General features: G+C 43.6%; 21 protein-coding genes, 1 pseudogene and 3 other annotated features. Of the genes and pseudogenes, 4 read left to right on the top strand and 18 right to left on the bottom strand.

Features of this window, described 5'->3' with window-relative positions; genetic code table 11:
- Positions 1-127: 127 nt before the first annotated feature.
- The 4 genes from hydG to AXX12_RS15130 all read right to left on the bottom strand — a co-directional run bounded on the left by hydG (position 128) and on the right by AXX12_RS15130 (position 3,363).
- Entirely contained in the window at positions 128-1,546 is a 1,419-nt protein-coding gene (hydG, locus tag AXX12_RS15120) for a [FeFe] hydrogenase H-cluster radical SAM maturase HydG (protein WP_066244562.1), read from the bottom strand.
- Between the two features lie 21 nt (positions 1,547-1,567).
- Entirely contained in the window at positions 1,568-1,834 is a 267-nt protein-coding gene (locus AXX12_RS15125; RefSeq protein ID WP_066244565.1) for a TM1266 family iron-only hydrogenase system putative regulator, read from the bottom strand.
- Positions 1,835-2,132: 298 nt separating this feature from the next.
- The gene (locus AXX12_RS18880) at positions 2,133-2,360 is read right to left on the bottom strand and encodes a M23 family metallopeptidase (protein WP_082816908.1); all 228 of its coding nucleotides are present in this window, start codon (positions 2,358-2,360) and stop codon (positions 2,133-2,135) included.
- Positions 2,361-2,493: 133 nt separating this feature from the next.
- Positions 2,494-3,363 carry a LysR family transcriptional regulator gene (locus AXX12_RS15130; RefSeq protein ID WP_066244569.1) on the bottom strand — a complete coding sequence of 290 codons (870 nt, stop codon included), beginning with the start codon at positions 3,361-3,363 and terminating at the stop codon, positions 2,494-2,496.
- A 121-nt stretch (positions 3,364-3,484) separates the two neighbouring features.
- On the opposite strand from AXX12_RS15130, the gene AXX12_RS15135 reads away from it, so the two are divergent.
- The 3 genes from AXX12_RS15135 to AXX12_RS15145 are packed head-to-tail and all read left to right on the top strand — an operon-like array spanning position 3,485 to position 6,184.
- Positions 3,485-4,426 carry a nitronate monooxygenase gene (locus AXX12_RS15135; protein ID WP_066244571.1) on the top strand — a complete coding sequence of 314 codons (942 nt, stop codon included), beginning with the start codon at positions 3,485-3,487 and terminating at the stop codon, positions 4,424-4,426.
- Between the two features lie 24 nt (positions 4,427-4,450).
- The gene (locus AXX12_RS15140) at positions 4,451-5,626 is read left to right on the top strand and encodes an NAD(P)-dependent malic enzyme (protein WP_066244573.1); all 1,176 of its coding nucleotides are present in this window, start codon (positions 4,451-4,453) and stop codon (positions 5,624-5,626) included.
- 15 nt (positions 5,627-5,641) lie between these two features.
- Positions 5,642-6,184, top strand: coding sequence for a gamma carbonic anhydrase family protein (locus AXX12_RS15145; protein WP_066244577.1), 543 nt, complete (start codon positions 5,642-5,644; stop codon positions 6,182-6,184).
- A 166-nt stretch (positions 6,185-6,350) separates the two neighbouring features.
- Here AXX12_RS15145 and AXX12_RS15150 read toward each other — a convergent pair whose 3' ends face one another.
- The 4 genes from AXX12_RS15150 to AXX12_RS15165 form a co-directional block, all read right to left on the bottom strand.
- Positions 6,351-6,635: a hypothetical protein gene (locus tag AXX12_RS15150; protein WP_066244578.1), complete on the bottom strand. Its 285-nt coding sequence runs from the start codon at positions 6,633-6,635 to the stop codon at positions 6,351-6,353.
- 77 nt (positions 6,636-6,712) lie between these two features.
- Positions 6,713-7,339, bottom strand: coding sequence for a carbonic anhydrase (locus tag AXX12_RS15155; protein WP_066244581.1), 627 nt, complete (start codon positions 7,337-7,339; stop codon positions 6,713-6,715).
- Positions 7,340-7,646: 307 nt separating this feature from the next.
- Positions 7,647-8,627, bottom strand: coding sequence for a quinone oxidoreductase family protein (locus AXX12_RS15160; RefSeq protein ID WP_074431381.1), 981 nt, complete (start codon positions 8,625-8,627; stop codon positions 7,647-7,649).
- Between the two features lie 368 nt (positions 8,628-8,995).
- The gene (locus AXX12_RS15165) at positions 8,996-9,190 is read right to left on the bottom strand and encodes a hypothetical protein (RefSeq protein WP_066244584.1); all 195 of its coding nucleotides are present in this window, start codon (positions 9,188-9,190) and stop codon (positions 8,996-8,998) included.
- Positions 9,191-9,466: 276 nt separating this feature from the next.
- Between AXX12_RS15165 and AXX12_RS15170 the strand changes: the two genes are divergently transcribed.
- Positions 9,467-9,688 carry a hypothetical protein gene (locus tag AXX12_RS15170; protein WP_066244586.1) on the top strand — a complete coding sequence of 74 codons (222 nt, stop codon included), beginning with the start codon at positions 9,467-9,469 and terminating at the stop codon, positions 9,686-9,688.
- A 129-nt stretch (positions 9,689-9,817) separates the two neighbouring features.
- Here the strand turns inward: AXX12_RS15170 and AXX12_RS20315 are convergent.
- The 10 genes and pseudogenes from AXX12_RS20315 to AXX12_RS15215 form a co-directional block, all read right to left on the bottom strand.
- Positions 9,818-10,008 (bottom strand): annotated as a pseudogene (locus AXX12_RS20315) (cation transporter); the annotation flags it as partial.
- Positions 10,008-10,409 (bottom strand): hypothetical protein, encoded by a 402-nt coding sequence (locus AXX12_RS15175; protein ID WP_066244588.1) that lies wholly within the window; start codon positions 10,407-10,409, stop codon positions 10,008-10,010. The gene AXX12_RS15175 and the pseudogene AXX12_RS20315, both read right to left, overlap by 1 nt.
- A 728-nt stretch (positions 10,410-11,137) precedes the next feature.
- The gene (locus tag AXX12_RS15180; RefSeq protein ID WP_066244590.1) at positions 11,138-11,572 is read right to left on the bottom strand and encodes an ATP-binding cassette domain-containing protein; all 435 of its coding nucleotides are present in this window, start codon (positions 11,570-11,572) and stop codon (positions 11,138-11,140) included.
- Positions 11,573-12,454, bottom strand: coding sequence for an ABC transporter permease (locus AXX12_RS15185; RefSeq protein ID WP_066244593.1), 882 nt, complete (start codon positions 12,452-12,454; stop codon positions 11,573-11,575).
- A 74-nt stretch (positions 12,455-12,528) separates the two neighbouring features.
- Positions 12,529-13,533 carry an ABC transporter substrate-binding protein gene (locus tag AXX12_RS15190; RefSeq protein ID WP_066244596.1) on the bottom strand — a complete coding sequence of 335 codons (1,005 nt, stop codon included), beginning with the start codon at positions 13,531-13,533 and terminating at the stop codon, positions 12,529-12,531.
- Between the two features lie 108 nt (positions 13,534-13,641).
- Positions 13,642-13,852: a binding site (T-box leader), on the bottom strand.
- Positions 13,853-14,076: 224 nt separating this feature from the next.
- The gene (locus tag AXX12_RS15195; RefSeq protein WP_407922276.1) at positions 14,077-15,105 is read right to left on the bottom strand and encodes an ABC transporter substrate binding protein; all 1,029 of its coding nucleotides are present in this window, start codon (positions 15,103-15,105) and stop codon (positions 14,077-14,079) included.
- Between the two features lie 83 nt (positions 15,106-15,188).
- Positions 15,189-15,401: a binding site (T-box leader), on the bottom strand.
- A gap of 152 nt (positions 15,402-15,553) precedes the next feature.
- Positions 15,554-15,988 (bottom strand): ATP-binding cassette domain-containing protein, encoded by a 435-nt coding sequence (locus AXX12_RS15200; protein WP_066244598.1) that lies wholly within the window; start codon positions 15,986-15,988, stop codon positions 15,554-15,556.
- Positions 15,976-16,869 carry an ABC transporter permease gene (locus AXX12_RS15205; protein WP_066244601.1) on the bottom strand — a complete coding sequence of 298 codons (894 nt, stop codon included), beginning with the start codon at positions 16,867-16,869 and terminating at the stop codon, positions 15,976-15,978. The genes AXX12_RS15200 and AXX12_RS15205 overlap by 13 nt, the downstream gene beginning before the upstream one ends.
- Before the next feature lie 159 nt (positions 16,870-17,028).
- On the bottom strand, positions 17,029-18,030 hold the full coding sequence (locus tag AXX12_RS15210; RefSeq protein ID WP_066244606.1) for an ABC transporter substrate-binding protein: 1,002 nt from the start codon (positions 18,028-18,030) through the stop codon (positions 17,029-17,031).
- A 40-nt stretch (positions 18,031-18,070) separates the two neighbouring features.
- Positions 18,071-18,325, bottom strand: a binding site (T-box leader).
- Positions 18,326-18,682: 357 nt separating this feature from the next.
- Positions 18,683-19,552, bottom strand: coding sequence for a LysR family transcriptional regulator (locus AXX12_RS15215; protein WP_066244608.1), 870 nt, complete (start codon positions 19,550-19,552; stop codon positions 18,683-18,685).
- Between the last annotated feature and the right edge of the window lie 8 nt (positions 19,553-19,560).

A 19,560-nucleotide genomic window follows, 5' to 3' on the forward strand; every position in this document is an offset into this window, starting at 1 on the left:
ATGAACACCAACGAATTAGCGATACGCGAGCGACACAAAACGGATGTCCTTAGTGATGCTAGTGCTCCGTTCCTTGCACCACAAGCCTTCGACGCTATAATAAATACACAGCAACATACCTGCAATGTTAGAAGCGAAAGTCACGTTTTCCATCTGTAAGCTCAGACAGATGCTCCACGGCAATTGCGCGAACCTTCTCATTGGTAATGCGGGGAATTTCGTTGGCAATTACGGCTTCCCCCTTTGCCTTAGTATCTGCAGAAGCATAGTCTTCTAAATATTCTTTGAGCGTCATCAGTGCGTTTGGTTGACAGCAGTTTACAATCTGGCCTGATTTCGCCAGACTCATAAAGCGGTCTCCTGTACGTCCTTCGCGATAGCAAGCAGTACAGAAGCTGGGAATGTAGCCCAAGGTCAATAGCCAATTCACAATTTCATCCAGAGTCCGTCGATCATTTATGTCAAACTGCGCCGAGTTATCATCTTCCGCTTCCGGTTCAACATAGCCGCCAACGCTGGTACTGGAACCGCCGCTGATCTGGGATATACCTAATTGAAGCACACGCTCACGAGTTTTTTTCGATTCACGAGTGGAAACAATCATGCCGGTGTATGGAACTGCAATACGAAGTACAGTTACTATTTTAGCAAATATATCATCAGAAATAGCATTGCTAAAGTCTTCGGGGTTAATATCATCCGCCGGACGAATCCGCGGAACGCTGATGGTGTGCGGGCCAACTCCCATAGCCGCCTCTAAGTGTTCAGCATGCATAAGCATACCAATAAAGTCATAGCGGTACATATTTAAACCAAATAAAACACCAATGCCTACATCGTCAATTCCAGCTTCCATTGCACGGTCCATCGCTTCGGTATGGTAGGCATAGTCGCTCTTTGGTCCGGTGGGGTGCAGCTCTTCATAGGCTTTTTTATTATAAGTTTCTTGAAAAAGAATATAGGTGCCAATACCGGCTTCCTTTAGTCTACGATAGTTTTCCACAGTTGTTGCGGCAATATTGACATTAACCCGGCGAATAGCACCATTTTTATGTTTTATGCTGTAAATGGTTTTGATACTTTCCAATACATATTCGATAGGATTGTTAATAGGGTCTTCTCCGGTTTCCAAAGCCAGACGCTTATGCCCCATGTCCTGTAAAGCGATTACCTCACGCGCAATATCCTCCTGTGAAAGCTTCTTGCGAGAAATATTTTTGTTATTATGATGATAGGGGCAGTATACGCACCCGTTTACACAATAGTTAGAAAGATATAAAGGTGCGAACATGACAATGCGGTTTCCATAAATCTTTTGCTTGATTTCTTTTGCCAAGGACATCATTTTTTCATTCTCATCTTCTAAATTACACTCTAGAAGTACCGCTGCTTCACGATGAGTCAGACCTTTGCAATCCTTAGCCCGTTCCAAAATGCGGTTGATTAGTTCACGGTTACTTTTGTTTTTATCAGCAAATGCAAGCGAATCCAAAATTTCTTGGTCATCAATAAATTCGGTGGCAATTTTCGACTTACAATTATACATTTTAAGGCTCCTTCTTAATAATTATTTATTATCTTCGATTGAAGATAGCTTAGAATACACCGTTTTAATATTGATGTGGGGAATCATTCCTAACTTGCCAGAGAGAGCGCTGATAATATCGTTGGGAGCATCCATTACAATGCTGATTACTGAAATATTCCGTTTTGGATAGGGAATTCCCATCCTACCTACAATATGTTCTCCATATTCGTGAAGAGTGTCATTAAGCTTTTTGATAGAATCCTTGTTTTCAACCACAATTGCCATTAGCGCAATCCTTGTTTCCATTAGAAAAGTCCTCTCCCCTCAAAATAAAAATCCTTGTGGCCAAAAAGGCACAAGGATAGAATGCTAATAAGTAAGGAGAGCCGCACAATTATGCTCTTTCCCTATATTACACCTATTCTCTCGCCTTCTCATTCGGGACTAACCCTCATGCAATTAGAACGATACTTTGTTAATCATTTTACCCATGGTTTGCCGCAAGAAAGAATGGGATCATTCAATCTCAGACAGCTCACCCGAATATCAAATAAATTGTAACATATATTCAGTAAAATGCATACTCACTTTTGTATCCCGTCACTTAATATAGAACCATAAAACTAATTGGATCAACAGCGGCGCCGTTTACTCTGACTTCATAATGAACATGTGGACCTGTACTTCTCTCCGTATTGCCCAAATAAGCAATAACTTGACCTTTTCTCACACTTTGACCGTTGTTTACTATGTTGCGTGAATTGTGCCCATAAATAGTTGCAATACCAACTGATGACAAGTACGAAAATGTGAACACGAACCCGCTTGCCATCCATATGAGGTCATTTTAGCACTGACGATGACATCGGATAATGCCCTTATGTAACAGGTGATGGTCGGCCGTACCTTGACCGGACATTACCGGAACGTTAACTGTTTTCCCCGAAAGGGGTATCTTTACTCCGTTAGGCCAAAGTCTTCATAAAATCAACAAAAGATTGTGCCGCTTTGGATAAATATCTATCCTTTTTCCACGCTAAACCAATCGTGATATGGATGGGATCCGCAAGGTGCAAACAGTGAATTTGACCATCTTTTCGGGCTATAACATCCAGTAGAAAAGATATGCCAACCCCCTTGGATACAAGGCCTCTTATAGTCTCAATCTGACTCGATGATAATAAGACATTAGGTTCAAACCCGTGTTGCTTACACTCGCTCACAATTATCTGGCGATGGTAAGTATCCTCTTTAAGCAGTATAAAAGGTTCATCCCTTAGGTTTTCAAATCCGATCGTCTCTAGTTCGGAAAGGTGATGGTCAGGTGATACGCAAAGGAGGATTTCTCCACCAGCAATAGGCTGAATGCTAAGGAGAGGCGATGGATCAGATACGATGACAATACCTAGGTCCACCTCATCCTGCTCAAGTAGCTTCCGAACTGCTAAAGATCCTTCTTCAATTACTTTTAGCTGAATAGAAGGATAGAGCTGTTTAAAACCAGCAAAAATATGCGGGAATAGAAATGATCCAATCATTGGTGGAACACCAAGCTTCAGTGATCCTTTCCTTAACTCGCGGTACTCATGCATTTCAAGTATTGCGTCTTGAGCTTTATTTAGCAGTTCTTCTGCTCTTTCAAGGAAAACTCGCCCCTCTGCTGTCAATGTGAACTGCTTCTGACTACGTTCAAAAAGTAGCACACCTAGCTCTTCCTCCAGCTTCTGAATCGCCACTGAAATAGCTGGCTGGGCCACATGGAGCCGCTCCGCAGCTCGTGTCATATTGTTTAGTCGGCATACCATCCGGAAATACTCTAGCTGTCTTAAATCCATCCCTGAATCTCCCTCTACGATATATTCCTTTTATTATAACATAAAGAACCTGTATTTTAGTTCCTCCCAAACTTCGGATAGAATAAAGGAGTGAGGCTACAACAAGAGAGGAGAATACTGTATGGAGACGAGACTGACAAACTTACTCGGAATTAAATATCCTATTATTCAAGGAGGCATGGCCTGGGTTTCAGAGGCTAACTTGACATCGGCTGTCTCCAACTCCGGTGGCGCTGGCATCATCGCTTCAGGCGGACGATCTGCAGATTGGGTTCGAGATGAAATCCGTAAGACTAAGTCGCTGACAAATAAGCCGTTTGGCGTGAATGTGATGCTAATGGCCCCAAATAAAGATGAAGTTGTTGAAGTCATCTGCCAGGAGAAGGTAGCATTTGTTACATTAGGCGCGGGAAATCCAGTACCCTTTTTAAAAAAGTTCCATCAAGTAGGCATAAAAGTGATTCCGGTCATTCCTAATGTCAAACTTGCAAAAAGAGTAGAATCTGCCGGTGCTGATGCTATAGTAATTGAAGGCATGGAAGCCGGCGGTCATATCGGTACACTAACGACTATGGCGCTGCTCACCAACGTCATTCCTGAAATATCCATACCGGTAATTGTTGCTGGCGGTATCGTGGACGGAAGGGGTGTAGCTGCTGCATTAATCATGGGTGCCTCTGGCGTTCAAATGGGCTCACGGTTTCTGTTGACTGAAGAATGTACCCTTCACCAGCATGCTAAGCAGCGTATCATTGCGGCTTCTGATGTAGATTCCGTAGTAACCGGCTATTCTCGCGGTCACGGAGTTAGAGGCGTGAGAAATAAGTTCACTGAAAAATTCCTGGAACTTGAAACAAGCGGTGCTCCGCAAGAGATATTAAATAATCTCGCTGCCGGGACGAATAAATTGGCAGCAGTTGATGGAGATGTTGAAAATGGATTAGTCCAGGTTGGTCAAAGTCTAAATAGACTGAACGAGACCAAGCCAACGGCGCAGATCATGGAAGAAGTTATGGTTGAAACCATTAAGGTACTCACATCCGCAGGGAATCTAGTCAAATAATCTAATGTCAAGGGGTGATGTTTAGTGGACATATATGAAAAATCTCTTATGCTCCATAAACAGATGCGAGGAAAAATAACAGTAGCAACTAAGATGACGGCTGTAAATCAAGAGGACTTAGGTTTATTATATAGCCCGGGTGTGGCTGAGCCGTGCAGGCGTATAGCCATCGATCAGCAAGCAGTCTATGACTACACTGCAAAGGGAAACATGGTGGCAGTTATTTCAGACGGGTCTGCTGTATTAGGGTTAGGGAATATCGGGCCGAAAGCTGCTATCCCCGTTATGGAAGGCAAAGCACTCCTATTCAAGAATCTAGCGGGCGTAGATGCCTTCCCCATCTGTTTGGATACGCAAGATACGGAAGAAATCATTAAGACAGTTAAATACCTGTCTCCAACTTTTGGGGCGATCAATCTCGAAGACATTGCTTCTCCCAAGTGTTTTGAGATCGAAGCGAGATTAAAGCGTGAGCTGGATATACCAGTTTTTCATGACGACCAGCACGGTACGGCTGTATGTGTATTAGCCGGATTAATCAATGCGCACAAGGTTGTCGGCAAAGATTTAACAGAAAGCAGAATTGTAATTAATGGCGCAGGCGCAGCTGGAATTGCCATTGCAAAGCTGCTTGGAGTAGAGCATATTCTTATGGTTGATAAAGAAGGTATTATTAACAGACAAGAACCCGGAACGATGTTAAACGATGGGCATAGAGAAATCGCTCAGATAACAAACCCTTCCAATATTTCCGGGAAGCTTGCTGATGCCCTAATTGACGCTGATGTACTCGTCGGTGTGTCGAGACCACGTTTAGTAACAAAGGAAATGGTCTCCACTATGAGTAAAAGCGCTATCATCTTTGCCATGGCTAATCCTGAGCCTGAAATATTCCCCGATGAGGCCAAAGTTGGAGGAGCTGCAGTGGTAGGAACAGGACGCGCTGATTTTCCCAATATGGTCAATAATGTAGTCGCGTTCCCCGGTATCGTTAAGGGTGCGTTATCAGTAAGAGCAAGTGATATCAATCAAGCTATGTGTCTTGCCGCTGCCATAGCAGTTGCAAACAGCGTTCCCGCAAGTGAACTCAAAGCAGATCATATATTCCCAGAGCCTCTCAACACGAAAATTCCCTGTATTGTTGCTAAAGCTGTTGCGGAAGCGGCCAAACAATCAGGGGTGGCAAGGGCCAATCAGTAACTTGGAGGAGATATAATGATATTTGAAGGTGTCCAACCTACTATTGATAAAAAAAGCTTTGTTGCTGAAGGAGCAAGGGTTATCGGTAAAGTTACGATGAAAGAATTCAGCAGTATTTGGTTTAACTCTGTGGCAAGAGGAGACGTTAATCGGATTGAACTTGGACGCTACTCTAATGTCCAGGACAACAGCGTTCTCCATGTGGCAGATGATTGCACTACCATTATCGGGGATTTTGTCACAGTTGGTCACAACTGTATTATCCATGGTGCGACAATTGAAGACCATTGTTTAATAGGAATGGGAGCTATCGTCCTCAACAACGCCGTCGTAGGGCGTGGCAGCATTATCGCGGCGGGAGCTGTTGTACGAGAGGGTCAAATTGTACCCCCACATTCATTGGTTGTAGGAATTCCCGGTAAGGTTATTAGACAAGTTCCCGATGAACTGAACAGCATCCATGCCCAGGCGGTCAAATATAAAACCCTGTGGACGGAACGCTACGCTCTACTCCCCGATGCGGGCGGAGAAAGATACCATGGAGAAAAAAATGTTTAAAGTATCCTACCGAATCCTAATAACAGTTTCTAAATAGTAGAAGAACTAAGTGCCCAACTTCATGCCATAAGCGAAGGTTGGGCACTTTATAGTTCTGTAATTATGTGAAGAAATTCTGGGGCGTTACAGTCAGGAGTATCAGCCCATCGACTTAACGACAAGCCCATCAAGCTAGCCAATATCTCTTATTCTTTTTATCGCTAATTTTGCCGCCATTAAATAATTGTCGAAGGACATAAAGCGTTTCCACAGGATTCATCTCAGCTTTATAGCCCAATTGCACAAATTCACGCCAGACGTTCTCCTGTACGTTTGGCAAAAGCCCTGAAATATTACCAAATTCAGGAATAATATTTTTAACTTCATCACTATCCATCAAATCCATGACCTTACTACCCTTTTCAAAACCAATCACCAAAAGAAAAGCTACTGTTTTCTGCAGTGAATTCACCTCAATACCTCCTTGAACGCTACATTTACCTAAAAAACTACGGGCACTTGCTATTGTCAGAGCGAGAAGGGATACTCCTAACCATTAGCCAACAAGAACTCCCCTACATTCCGGTCGTAAATGAAGACCTCACCCGTCTCGATGATGTAATGCCATCCGCTCAGTGCCAATTTTTCCAAAATCACATGTTGACGGATGTAGGGATATGTCATCAAGTGTTTTAGTTGTTCCACCACGTTGGCTTGTTCCATCATCCATTCCCGAGCTTCCGGATCATCCTCAGGAATTTCTTTTAGCACGCGGTCACGGACAGGATGGGCCAGCTCCAACCACTTCTGTGTGTGAGGCAAATGATCCAAGAAATTCGAAGGCTTAAGACAAGCGGCACATCCTCCGCAGTTTGAGTGTCCACAAACGATTATATTTTTTACTTCGAGGGAAAGCACCGCATATTCAATAGCCGACATGCTCGCCATATACTCAGATGTTTCATGGTAAGGGGGAACCAGATTGGCAATATTGCGAATGCCGAACAACTCTCCAGGCAGGGTGTCAGTGATCATATTGGGGTCTACCCGCGAATCTGCGCAAGAAATGAACAGGGTATGAGGCCGCTGTTCTGATTTCAATCCCCGAAAAAGCTCCCGATGGATCTCAAAATCTCCCCGCCTGAATTTCACCAAGCCGTCAAGAATTTTTTGCATAAGCTTCCCTTCTCGTGTACTAGAATAGCTATATACTTTGTAGACATAGTTTACAACAATATTACCATTAAAAACAAATCAATAATGCAGTATATTAAAGTCTGAATAGTCCGTCAGGAAATTTTAAATTAATCTTCATGCAGCCCCGCTATAAGGACATACAAGGAGCCGTCTTAAAGCATCGTGCTTATTTAGACGGCTCCTTGTATATGGAAAACATCCAGCTAACAGCCGGAGTGCTCAACCTGCACATCTTATTAAGTTAAGTTGTTATCGTATTTGGCTCTAGCTAAAGCCAAATGATTGGTCATGGGATTATCAGGGTTGCTCCTTGTGTTGCTCTTGATTCGGCCGCTTTATGTACTTCAACGATATCATCGAGTTTATATTTGGCGCCAATGCTTGATTTCACAATTCCAGAAGCGATTGCGTCAAACAGATCGGCTGCATTCTCGCGGAATACTGCCGGGTCGGCGTTGTGCGGGAATACTGAGGGCCGAGTGAGGAACAGGCAGCCTTTTTTGTTAAGCAGTTCCGGTTCAATGGCAGGGGCTGGGCCGGATGCCGCTCCATATACTACAACCAGTCCGAACTGTGCTGCGCAATCGAGCGATTTAAGAAAGGTATCCTTGCCGACGGAGTCGTAGACCACGTTGGCCTTTTTACCACCGGTTGCCTCCAGCAAGGCTTTCGGCCAATCTTCTTTCGAGTAGTTGATGGCTATATCTGCGCCAGCCTCTTTGGCAATGGCGCATTTTTCAGGTGAACTGGCAGTACCAATGACAAAGGCTCCCAGGCCTTTTGCCCATTGGCAGAGAATCTGGCCAACGCCTCCGGCAGCAGCATGGATAAGTACGATCTCACCGGCTTTGACAGCATGAGTTTTCTTCAGCAGATACTGAGCGGTGATGCCTTTGAATAGTAGTGCTGCCGCTTGCTCATCGGAAACTTCGGCAGGGATGCTAACCAGACGATCTGCGGCTACATTACGATAATCGGCATAAGCGCCTAGACCGGCATTCATGTATGCGACCCGATCACCTGGCTTGAATTGGTCGACACCAGGGCCGACAGCTTCGACTACGCCTGTGGCTTCATGACCGAGCCCAGTCGGCAGCGGCAATGGGTAGACACCCTTGCGCTGATATACATCAATGAAGTTAAACCCTAGGGCAGTCTGGCGCAGCTGTACTTCACCAGCAGCTGGCTCAGGCAGTTCAGCTGACACAATCTTCATCTTTTCCGGGGCACCGAATTCTGTGATGATTACCTTACGAGCTGTTTTCACATTAAGTCTCCTTTTGTTGTAGTTTGAAGCACTGTCGTTGAAGCTTTCATTCAGTTACTTAAATCTTGATCAAAATTATTTATTACATCCTACAGCCTATTTACGTTCTATCACCGCGACGCACTCCACGTGTGAAGAGTAGCAATGAGTAGAGCAATATACTCCTTTTTATTTCGCCCCAACGAACCATCTTCCTGCTGGTCAAATAAATACGTTTCTTTACCGCAAATTCGGCACGTAGTCCTGATACTGGCTGCCATCGAACCGGACGGGCCTGGCAGCAAATCTCAATCCCGCGGTTCTCATGCATTCAACTGTTGGCATTGCATACACCTCCAATCCGTAAAAAAGAAAAGAGCCTTATGCTCTTAAACGTTACAATCAATATGCATACCATCTTTAATCTGACATCTATTATCTTCAACTTTATCTTTATCTTGACTAGGTTTATTTATCCGTTTCTTGTTGGGCTTCGGTCGATCTGTCAGGCTATCAAGTAATCCTAATGGCCTTACAGCTGATACCTTACTTGTTGCCCCTACACGCTTGACGGTTTCAGCCACTATAATCGCCTCCCTACAGTAATATCGTCACATAAGAGCATAATCTTAACGACCAGGTTACAAGAAAGCGCCCCCAAAGGACGTTCGATACGTGCAAAGCTTAGTTAAAAATCCGTCCTTTACACTCTTTTAAATAGGGAAAACAATCTAGCTATATTATTCTATATTGCAGCGTAAACTAAATTTGGAGCCGCACCCGATTTATAAAGGGCAATTCTGAGATGTATCGTTTAGACACGGCTTCTTGGAGGCGGCTCCTTGGATAGGAGGTATCATATGGCAGTTTACCGCGTCATAGTAAACGGTAAAGATACTGGTCAGACTGTGACTGCTACTAGCAAGACGGACGCATACGCTGATGTATCTGCTTCAAGGCCACTCAGATCGGATGACACGGTTGAACTCGAAAAAGTAGCTGATCTAGACATTCCCGAAATCGGATTCATGATGGTTGATTTACCATCCGACAAGAACGATCCCATCTTCCCCATCCGCTGAATAAGCGGATTTTTTATTTTGGGACTAAAGAAACCCCTGATAATGGATTTTTCTAAGTATCCATTATCAGGGGTCAGTGTACGTAGCCTAAATGCCTCTGTGTATCACCGCTTTGGGGCGAACTCAGAGGTTCGCGTCGCTTAACATATGTCCCGAATCGGAAAGCAAAGCCAGACTGCTGGTTATGAGTCCACCCAAAAACTCTAGCACCATAATAGCGACCGTTGTAATCATGGTAATGGTGAGCCCCTTTTGGTTTCGTTCTCTTGATATACCATGCCTATGCGCCCCATGACCACTGCGTGGGAATGGCCATGCATCAAAAGTTTCCTCCTTTAGGAAGACCATCTTGTGTTTTTACTTTATCAAAATACCGTGCAGTAGCCCGATTCCCTTCCACTTTTACAACAACGTACCACTTGCCGTCTTCAGTAATTAGTTCATCACCTTCATCTACTTTTTTTATAGATACATACATCAACGTTTTCCCACTAACTTCATCGACAATTTCATAGTGCACTTGAGACTGCGGTGGTGGCGCCGGGGCTTGTCTCGTTGATAAGGGTGCCTTATCAGTAGGGGCTGGTGCTTCTTCAATTGGCAGAGGCTTTTGCTGAAAATGGGTAAAATAAGGGGTATAATAAACAGCACCTGCAAAAAGAGCTACTACCAGGAACGCCCACATAGGAATTTTGATTTTGTACATTAAGAAGTTCTTCATATGCTCACCGCCTTGTGATCTTAATAGTTAGAATACCCACAAGTGATCAATTTAGTGAAAAAGCTCCTGGTATATCCAAGAGCTTAATTTCGTTATATTAATTTCGTGTCCAGTACATGACAATCAAGACAATCTATGCGCAAGCATAAGGAATTAGCGACTAGGAAAGAATACTTCGAGTACCGCCCACCGGGGTGGCTCTTACTCCAACATCGTGGTTCAGCTGAACCAGTAAGTGACTCAGTTTATAACGGAATGGCAGCTTTATGAATACCTGGAAATAGTGTTTTTTTTGAAGTTCACATCTACTCCTTCGATATCCGTCTTATGATGTGAATAATTGAGATCCAAGAAGGCCGATTTCGACAGTTGGTAATTGGCTCCGACGCGCCACTCTACTCATAACAACAGAAAATACTGATACTAATAAATTCTTAGTTCTGTAGCAACCGGCAACATCGGAAATTGTGAGAACTTAGGATCGCCTAAACCGAAGTCTAGGCGAACATAAATAGCCCATATACGATTCCTTCAACATCCATGAACCCCTGCTATTTTAACCTACATTCGCTCTATCAATGCGACAGACTCCACGTGTCTATTAGTAAGCAGACGATACTAATACACGAAATTGGATTTTCGTGTATTAGTATGACACCCTATGTCACTTTAGTTAGTCAAGTTTTTTCTTTACGCGAAATCACCTATATTGATGGTTTTTGATAATTTTAGCTCAGTAGCATGCGGTCACTGACATCTTCCCCGCCGGAATGTTCGAACGCGTCCAGTAAGTCATGGACTGTCATTTTTGATTTTTCTGCTCCATGAATGTCCAGCAAAATTTCCCCATCATTTAACATCAGCAATCTATTGCCAAACCGTAAGGCATCCCGCATATTATGGGTAATCATCAGTGTCGTTAGGCCATTTTCCTCCACTATATTCTTCGTCAGTTCCAATACCTTTTCTGCTGTTTTGGGATCCAATGCTGCGGTATGCTCATCTAATAACAGCAGCTTTGGCTTCCGTAAGGCTGCCCCGTTACCGCCGATTACAGTAATAAAATCACCGGTTTTCATTTCCAGGCTTACGTTTTTTAAAGCCAGCTTCTCATTCACCGTACCGGCGAAGAATGTTTTACTGATACCATCTACTCGTAACATTTACACCCCCACCTTTCTGCTATCCCATTTGGCTTTGAACAAAGGCAAGGCTAAAGCAATCGCAACCAAAATAGCGGTGAATAGCTTCAGATCGTTTGGCGGCATGCCTAGATACAATACAACCGCGATAACAATACGATAAGCAATAGAGCCAAGTACAACAGAAATCAGGGAATTTTTAAAGTCTTTTGAGCCGAATAACACTTCTCCAATAATAACCGAGGCAAGACCAATGACGATTGTACCTACGCCCATGCCAACATCGGCAAAGCCGTTGTTCTGTGCGATAAAGGCTCCCGCTACAGCTACCAGGCCGTTACTGATCACGAGCCCCAGTAATAACATAGTATCGGTATTAACCCCCATTGCCCGTATCATTTGCGGATTATTGCCGGTAGCCCGCAAAGCCATCCCGATCTCCGTGCCAAAGAACCAATATAACAAGACTGGGATTAGTACGGCAATAATAAGGCCAACCACGAACGTAGTCATATTCGGTGATAAATTTAAGAATGCTAACGATGTATATACCGTATCGATATTTAATAAAGATACGTTCGCTTTTCCCATAACTCGTAAAATTACTGAATATAACGCAATCATCGTCAAAATGCCTGCCATCAATGCGGGTATTTTCAGTTTTGTATGCAATAACCCGGTGACAGCGCCTGCCAGCATACCGGCGATGCCTGCTGCAATAATAGCAGTTGCAGGGTTATGATTTCCAGTCAACAATACCGCCGCTACGGCAGCTCCCAACGGAAAGCTGCCTTCCACACTTAAATCCGCAATATCTAACGTACGGAAAGTCAAAAATACACCCATAGCCAAAACGGACCAAAGCAGTCCCTGGGCTACAGTAGAAACGATTAAATCACTCATTTTTTCTTCCTCACATGTAATTTTAGCCTGTAGCAGAATAGATTGAAAAACCAGGATTGCGTTCATCACGGTACTTATTCAACCGCTTTTCTCAGTTCTTCCGGTATAACTAAACCAATCGCTTTAGCTGCTTCTTTGTTGATAATAACCTTTGCCTCTTTCTGCAAACCGATCGGCATATCTGCTGGTTTTAACTTGCCAGACAAAATATCGGCTGCCATTTCACCGGCTTGGAAACCGAGCTTATAGAAATTTACTGAAATGCCTGCTGTCGCTCCCCCGGTCTTAATCGGGGCTTCGTCGCCAATGAATACCGGCAGCTTTGCAGGTACTGCGATCTTAACAATGTTGGACATGGCGGAAGCGATTGTATTATCGGTCGGACAATAAATGAAATCCACTTTACCAACCAAACTCTGCACTGCCTGCTGAATATCATTTACGTTGGTAACAGTGGCTTCAACAACAGTCAAACCCTTCTCTGCGGCGTATTCCTTCATCGCCTTGACTTGTATCTGAGAGTTTTCTTCACTGGAGGTATATAATGCACCCACTGCTTTGGCATGCGGAACCAGTTTAAGCGCTAAGTCAATCTGCCTTCCCGGAGGCGTGTAGTCTGTTGTCCCAGTAACATTTCCACCGGGTTTTTCATTGGATTGCACCAATTTTGCCGCCTTGTAATCCGTGATCGCCGCTCCCACAATCGGGATCGTTTTGGTTTCATTGGCGGCAATCTGGGCTGCCGGTGTCGCAATCGTGTAAATTAAATCCACTTTATTATTCACAAACCGTTGGCTGATGGTTTTTAGATTTGACTGATCGCCCTGGGCATTCTGCTGATCGATTTTAATGTTTGCACCGTCCTTATATCCTTTGGAAGCCAGTCCGTCGACAAAACCTTTGTTAGAATCGTCTAAAGCGCCGTGCTGCACCAGTTGCAGCACACCAATCCGGTAGACCTTGCTGTTGTCTGCGCCCGCTTCCTTCTTTTCACTGCCGCAGCCGGCAAAGGAGCCAACCGCTAACACGGCCCCGATTGCTAAGGCGATCATTTTCTTCTGACGTAAAATTTTCAACATACCGTTCACCCATCCTTTTCTAATAAAAAATCGTCCCTTAAAAAAGGGACGACGGACGTGCATCGCGGTACCACCCTAGTTATCCATCGAAATAAAAAAAGCGCTACCGCAAGGGACGGAAAGTTCCGCGGTACCACCCTAATAATCTCGAATCAGATCAACTCATAGCACAGTAACGAGTGCCAATCCGGCTCGGCCTACTATCGTTCAGCCTCGCAGTTCAGGAAGGTACTTCAGCATATGTCACCAACCGGTTCGCACCAACCACCGGCTCTCTGTATAGCATCCATAAGCCTACTTATTCCGTCATTACTATTTGCAATTTGATGTTGATATGATTTTACTGGCAATATACTATTTTGTCAATACCTATTTCCATTATACTATTTCCATTATACTTCAGAAAATAGTCCAATGGTTTTAATACCATGGCAGGATCTAGCATTAAGAGCTGGCGGATCAAAAGCAGCGGGATTCATCCCGCTGCTTTTATGGTAAAAACGACATAGAGATAGTTTACCTGATGAATGAGCAGGATTGTTCTTATTCAACCGCTTTCCTTAGTTCTTCCGGTATGACTAGACCAATCGCTTTAGATGCTTCTTGGTTGATAATAACCTTTACATCTTCTTGCGAACCGATCGGCATATCGGCTGGTTTTGATTTGCCGGACAGAATATCGGCTGCCATTTCACCGGCTTGGAAACCGAGTTTATAGAAGTTTACTGAAATGCCTGCTGTCGCACCACCAGTCTTAATCGGGGCTTCATCGCCAATGAATACCGGCATCTTTGCAGGTACTGTTATCTTGGCAATATTAGACATAGCGGATACTATATTATTATCTGTTGGGCAATAGATGAAATCCACTTTGCCAAGTAAACTCTGCACTGCCTGTTGAATATCATTTACGTTTGAAACGGTAGCTTCAATCACCGTCAAACCCTTTTCAGCGGCATATTCTTTCATGGCCTTGACTTGTATCTGAGAATTCACTTCACTGGAAGTATATAACGCCCCCACTGTTTTTGCCTTTGGAACCAGTTTAAGCGCTAAGTCGATCTGTCTCTTGGGGGGATTGTGATTCGTTGTCCCGGTAACATTCCCGCCAGGTTTTTCATTGGATTGAACCAGCTTTGCCGTCTTGTAATCCACAATCGCTGCTCCCACAATCGGGATCGTTTTGGTTTCATTTGCAACAATTTGCGCCGCCGGTGTCGCAATGGCGAAAATTAAATCCACCTTGTTATTCACAAACCGTTGGCTGATGGTTTTTAAATTTGCCTGGTCGCCCTGAGCATTCTGCTGATCGATTTTGATATTCTCACCGTTCTTATAACCCCTGGAAGCAAGTCCGTCCACAAAGCCTTTGTTCGAGTCGTCTAAAGCGCCATGCTGCACCATTTGGAGTACGCCAATCTGGTAGACCTTACTTTTTTCCGCGCCTGCTTCCTTTTTTTCACCACCGCAGCCGGCAATGACGCCAACCGCTAACACGGCCCCTATGGCTAAGGCTATCATTTTCTTCTGACGTAAATTTTTCAACATACCGTTCACCCATCCTTTTCTCATAGAAAATCGTCCCTTAAAAAGGGACGACGGACGTGCATCGCGGTACCACCCTAGTTATCCGTCGAAATAAAAAAGGCGTTACCGCAAGGGACGGAAAGTTCCGCGGTACCACCCTAATAATCTCGAATCAGATCACCTTATAGCCAAATAACGGCAGCCACGCCGGCTCAGCCTACTGTATGTTCAGCTTCGCAGTTCAGGAAGGTACTTCAGTATATGTCACTAACCGGTTCGCACCAACCACCGGCTCTCTGTTTAGCACCCATAAACCTACTTTTTTCCGTCATTACTATTTGCAATTTGATATTGATATGATTTTACTTGTGAACCAATCGTTTGTCAATAGCTATTTTTAAAGTCGATAGTGTAAAGTAACATTCGCAAAAAAGCAGTAGAAAAAGACATCCGTCTTCTGTTGCCTAATCGAAATTACCGGTTATATCTTATTTCAGCTCAGCAGCATACGGTCGCTGATATCGTCAGCGCCTGAATGTTCGAAGGCATCCAGCAGGTCATGAACTGTCATTTTTGATTTTTCTGCTCCATGAATGTCCAGCAGAATTTTCCCATCATTCAGCATCAGCAATCGGTTGCCAAAACGCAATGCATCCCGCATATTATGGGTAATCATCAGTGTCGTTAGACCATTTTCCTCCACTATATTCTTCGTCAGTTCCAATACCTTTTCTGCTGTTTTGGGATCCAATGCTGCGGTATGCTCATCTAATAATAGCAGCTTTGGCTTCCGTAAGGCTGCCCCGTTACCGCCGATTACCGTAATAAAATCACCGGGTTTCATTTCCAGGCTTACGTTTTTCAAAGCCAGCTTCTCATTCACCGTACCGGCGAAGAATGTTTTACTGATACCATCTACTCGTAACATTTCACCCCCACCTTTCTGCTATCCCATTTTGCTTTGAACAAAGGTAAGGATAAAGCAATCGCAACCAAAATAGCGGTGAATAGCTTCAGATCGTTTGGCGGCATGCCTAGATACAATACAACCGCAATAACAATACGATAAACAATGGAGCCCAACACAACAGAAATCAGAGAATTTTTAACGCTTTTTGAGCCGAATAACACTTCCCCAATAATAACGGAGGCAAGACCAATTACGATTGTACCTACGCCCATACCAACATCGGCAAAGCCGTTGTTCTGTGCGATAAAGGCTCCCGCTACAGCTACCAGGCCGTTACTGATCACTAGCCCCAGTAATAACATATTATCTGTATTAACCCCCATTGCCCGTATCATTTGAGGATTATTGCCGGTAGCCCGCAAAGCCATCCCTATTTCTGTACCAAAGAACATATATAACAAGACTGGGATTAATACGGCAATGATAAGACCAACCACGAACGTAGTCATATTCGGTGATAAATTTAAAAATGCTAAAGATGTATATACCGTATCGGTATTTAACAAAGATAAGTTCGCTTTCCCCATAACTCGTAAATTTACTGAATATAATGCAATCATAGTCAAAATGCCCGCTAACAATGCGGGTATTTTCAATTTTGTATGCAATAACCCGGTAACAGCGCCTGCCAGCATACCGGCTATGCCTGCTGCAAAAATAGCAGTTGCAGGGCTGTGTTTTTCATCCAACAGTACCGCCGCAACGGCAGCTCCCAGCGGGAAGGTGCCTTCCACACTTAAATCCGCAATAAGTAACGTGCGGAAAGTCAAATATAAACCTATAGCCATCACGGACCAAAGCAGTCCCTGGGCTACAGTAGAAACTATTAAATCACTCATTTATTCTTCCTCCCATGTATTAAGCATGCTGGCTCCTGTGAAAGCGCTACCGGGAGACGGCACGTAAATTCTCTTAAAGTTTAGCCTCAGGATACTGAGTAAACCTGTATAGCCTATAGGAGAGGGTTCTTCCGAACTCCTTTCCTATAGGCATTGTTCTTACTTAGCCTCTTTCATCAGTTCTTCCGGTATGATTAGACCAATCGCTTTAGCTGCTTCTTTGTTGATAATAACCTTTACCTCTGCTTGCGAACCTATCGGCATATCAGCTGTTTTTGACTTGCCCGAAAGTATGTCGGCTGCCATTTCACCGGCTTGGAAACCAAGTTTATAGAAGTTTACTGAAATGCCCGCTGTTCCACCGGTCTTAACCATGGTTTCATCGCCAACAAAAACCGGCATCTTTGCAGGTACCGTTATCTTGGCAACATTGGACATGGCGGAAGCTAAATTATTATCTGTTGGACAATAGATGAAATCCGCTTTACCAAGTAAACTCTGCGCTGCCTGTTGAATATCATTTACGTTTGAAACGGTAGCTTCAATAACAGTCAAACCCTTTTCAGCGGCATATTCTTTCATTGCCTTGACTTGTAACTGAGCATTTAATTCACTGGAGGTATATAATGCACCCACTGTTTTTGCATTCGGAAAAAGTTTAAGTGCTAAGTCAATCTGTCTCTTTGGAGGATTGTAATTCGTTGTCCCGGTAACATTTCCACCAGGTTTTTCATTGGATTGAACCAGTTTTGCGGTCTTGTAATCTACAATCGCGGCTCCCACAATAGGGATTGTTCTTGTTTCATTCGCAACAATCTGTGCTGCCGGTGTAGCAATGGCGAAAATCAAATCCACTTTGTTATTAACAAAACGTTGGCTAATGGTTTTTAAATTTGATTGATCGCCCTGTGCATTCTGCTGATCAATTTTAATGTTTGCACCGTCTTTATAACCCTTAGAAGCAAGTCCGTCCACAAAGCCTTTGTTAGAGTCGTCTAAAGCACCATGCTGCACCATTTGGAGAACGCCAATCTGGTAGACCTTAGCCTTTTCTGAACCTGCTTCCTTTTTTTCACCGCCGCAGCCAGCAAAAACACCCATCGTTAATATAGCTCCTACTGCTAAGGCGATCATTTTTTTCTGTCTTAAATTTCTCAACATACCGTTCACCCATCCTTTTCTAATAAAAAATCGTCCCTTAAAAAGGGACGACGGACGTGCATCGCGGTACCACCCTAGTTATCCGTCGAAATAAAAAAGCGCTACCGCAAGGGACGGAAAGTTCCGAATCAGATCAACTCATAGCACATTAACGAATGCCAACCCGGCTCAGCCTACTATCGTTCAGCCTCGCAGTTCAGGAATGAACTTCAATCTATACCACTAACTGATTCTCACCAACCATCAGCTCTCTGCATAGCAAGTATACATCTACTTTTTCCGTCTTCACTTTTATGTATTAAGTTATGGTTGTTATTATACTCATTGCCCAATACTTTGTCAAGAACTTCAGAAAAATACTCCCATTATTTTAATACCATGAATCAATGATACTGATGGAAGCCAGCCAATATCCCTACATCCCTACACTAATCCATTACGTATAATAAAAAGGAAATCTCCTTGACAACATCTTCCATTCAGAATAATTGTGGAATGGCTGTCTTCCACGTAATACTGCGGCACTTGGCCGGTATAATCTGACAGTTTCTTGGTTAGGAAGTCCACTGTTTAGGTCTTTAGCAGTAAAGCATCACCTTTATATTTTTTCATTGGTCAACATTTTTCGAATGCTGCTTTCATAGCACCTAAATTAAGGTAGCTTTTCTATATTAGAGATCAAATACTCAATAAAATATTTACTCGCAATCGGCAAACTATTTTTATCTTTATATCCGATTGCAAGTGTTCTGATCACAGGAGGATCAACCGGCAGCGAGACAATATTATAATTCGTACGGCGCAGCACAAGCTCTGCCAAAATGCTGATACCCAATCCCGCTTCTACCATTGTCATAATTGCATAATCGTCATGGATACAAAATTTTATGTTCGGTTCTAAATTGCAAGCATGAAACGCTTCCATTGGTTCGCTAAAATGACCTTCCTCTAACAAAATAAATGGCTCGTTCACTATTTCATGCAAACTAACCGTACGATAGGAAGCCAATTTATGGTTGGCTGGCAGAACTGCTAACATGCGTCCTTCTTTTATAGTAATTGTTTGCAAACCAGTTACGGCAGGCGGAGTGATAAAACCGAAATCTACAGCCCCAACTTTTATCCACTCCTGTATAGAACTATAATCTCCCTGATGGAGAATAAACTGCACATTGGGATAGAGTTCTTGAAACTCTTTTATTAGCTGTGGCATCCAGTGGCAGGAAATACTTGCAAGCGTACCTATGCGGATTACTCCCGTTTCCAAACCTTTTATCTCGTTTGCTTTTCCCTGCATGGCTTGATATTGTAAAATGGTTCTTTCAATAAATGGGTATAAATCTGCACCCTCTAATGTCAGCTTTGCTCCCACACGGGAACGATATAGCAATTTAATGGACAATTCGTCTTCTAACGATGAGATCATTTGACTCATAGCAGATTGGGTGTAGCCAAGGGCTTCTGCTGCCTTGGTAAAGCTCCCAATCTCTATAATTTTTTGAAGCGCAAGATATCGGTTCATATTTTTTA

Origin of the sequence: Anaerosporomusa subterranea (assembly GCF_001611555.1) — a bacterium.
Taxonomy (GTDB): Bacteria; Bacillota; Negativicutes; order Sporomusales; family Acetonemataceae; genus Anaerosporomusa; species Anaerosporomusa subterranea.

What these genes read in the sequence shown, in the direction of transcription:
- hydG (WP_066244562.1), bottom strand. Translation starts at nt 1,546, where the DNA reads ATGTATAATTGTAAGTCGAAAATTGCCACCGAATTTATTGATGACCAA.
- AXX12_RS15125 (WP_066244565.1), bottom strand. Translation starts at nt 1,834, where the DNA reads ATGGAAACAAGGATTGCGCTAATGGCAATTGTGGTTGAAAACAAGGAT.
- AXX12_RS18880 (WP_082816908.1), bottom strand. Translation starts at nt 2,360, where the DNA reads ATGGCAAGCGGGTTCGTGTTCACATTTTCGTACTTGTCATCAGTTGGT.
- AXX12_RS15130 (WP_066244569.1), bottom strand. Translation starts at nt 3,363, where the DNA reads ATGGATTTAAGACAGCTAGAGTATTTCCGGATGGTATGCCGACTAAAC.
- AXX12_RS15135 (WP_066244571.1), top strand. Translation starts at nt 3,485, where the DNA reads ATGGAGACGAGACTGACAAACTTACTCGGAATTAAATATCCTATTATT.
- AXX12_RS15145 (WP_066244577.1), top strand. Translation starts at nt 5,642, where the DNA reads ATGATATTTGAAGGTGTCCAACCTACTATTGATAAAAAAAGCTTTGTT.
- AXX12_RS15155 (WP_066244581.1), bottom strand. Translation starts at nt 7,339, where the DNA reads ATGCAAAAAATTCTTGACGGCTTGGTGAAATTCAGGCGGGGAGATTTT.
- AXX12_RS15170 (WP_066244586.1), top strand. Translation starts at nt 9,467, where the DNA reads ATGGCAGTTTACCGCGTCATAGTAAACGGTAAAGATACTGGTCAGACT.
- AXX12_RS15175 (WP_066244588.1), bottom strand. Translation starts at nt 10,409, where the DNA reads ATGAAGAACTTCTTAATGTACAAAATCAAAATTCCTATGTGGGCGTTC.
- AXX12_RS15180 (WP_066244590.1), bottom strand. Translation starts at nt 11,572, where the DNA reads ATGTTACGAGTAGATGGTATCAGTAAAACATTCTTCGCCGGTACGGTG.
- AXX12_RS15185 (WP_066244593.1), bottom strand. Translation starts at nt 12,454, where the DNA reads ATGAGTGATTTAATCGTTTCTACTGTAGCCCAGGGACTGCTTTGGTCC.
- AXX12_RS15190 (WP_066244596.1), bottom strand. Translation starts at nt 13,533, where the DNA reads ATGTTGAAAATTTTACGTCAGAAGAAAATGATCGCCTTAGCAATCGGG.
- AXX12_RS15195 (WP_407922276.1), bottom strand. Translation starts at nt 15,105, where the DNA reads ATGAGAAAAGGATGGGTGAACGGTATGTTGAAAAATTTACGTCAGAAG.
- AXX12_RS15200 (WP_066244598.1), bottom strand. Translation starts at nt 15,988, where the DNA reads ATGTTACGAGTAGATGGTATCAGTAAAACATTCTTCGCCGGTACGGTG.
- AXX12_RS15205 (WP_066244601.1), bottom strand. Translation starts at nt 16,869, where the DNA reads ATGAGTGATTTAATAGTTTCTACTGTAGCCCAGGGACTGCTTTGGTCC.
- AXX12_RS15210 (WP_066244606.1), bottom strand. Translation starts at nt 18,030, where the DNA reads ATGTTGAGAAATTTAAGACAGAAAAAAATGATCGCCTTAGCAGTAGGA.
- AXX12_RS15215 (WP_066244608.1), bottom strand. Translation starts at nt 19,552, where the DNA reads ATGAACCGATATCTTGCGCTTCAAAAAATTATAGAGATTGGGAGCTTT.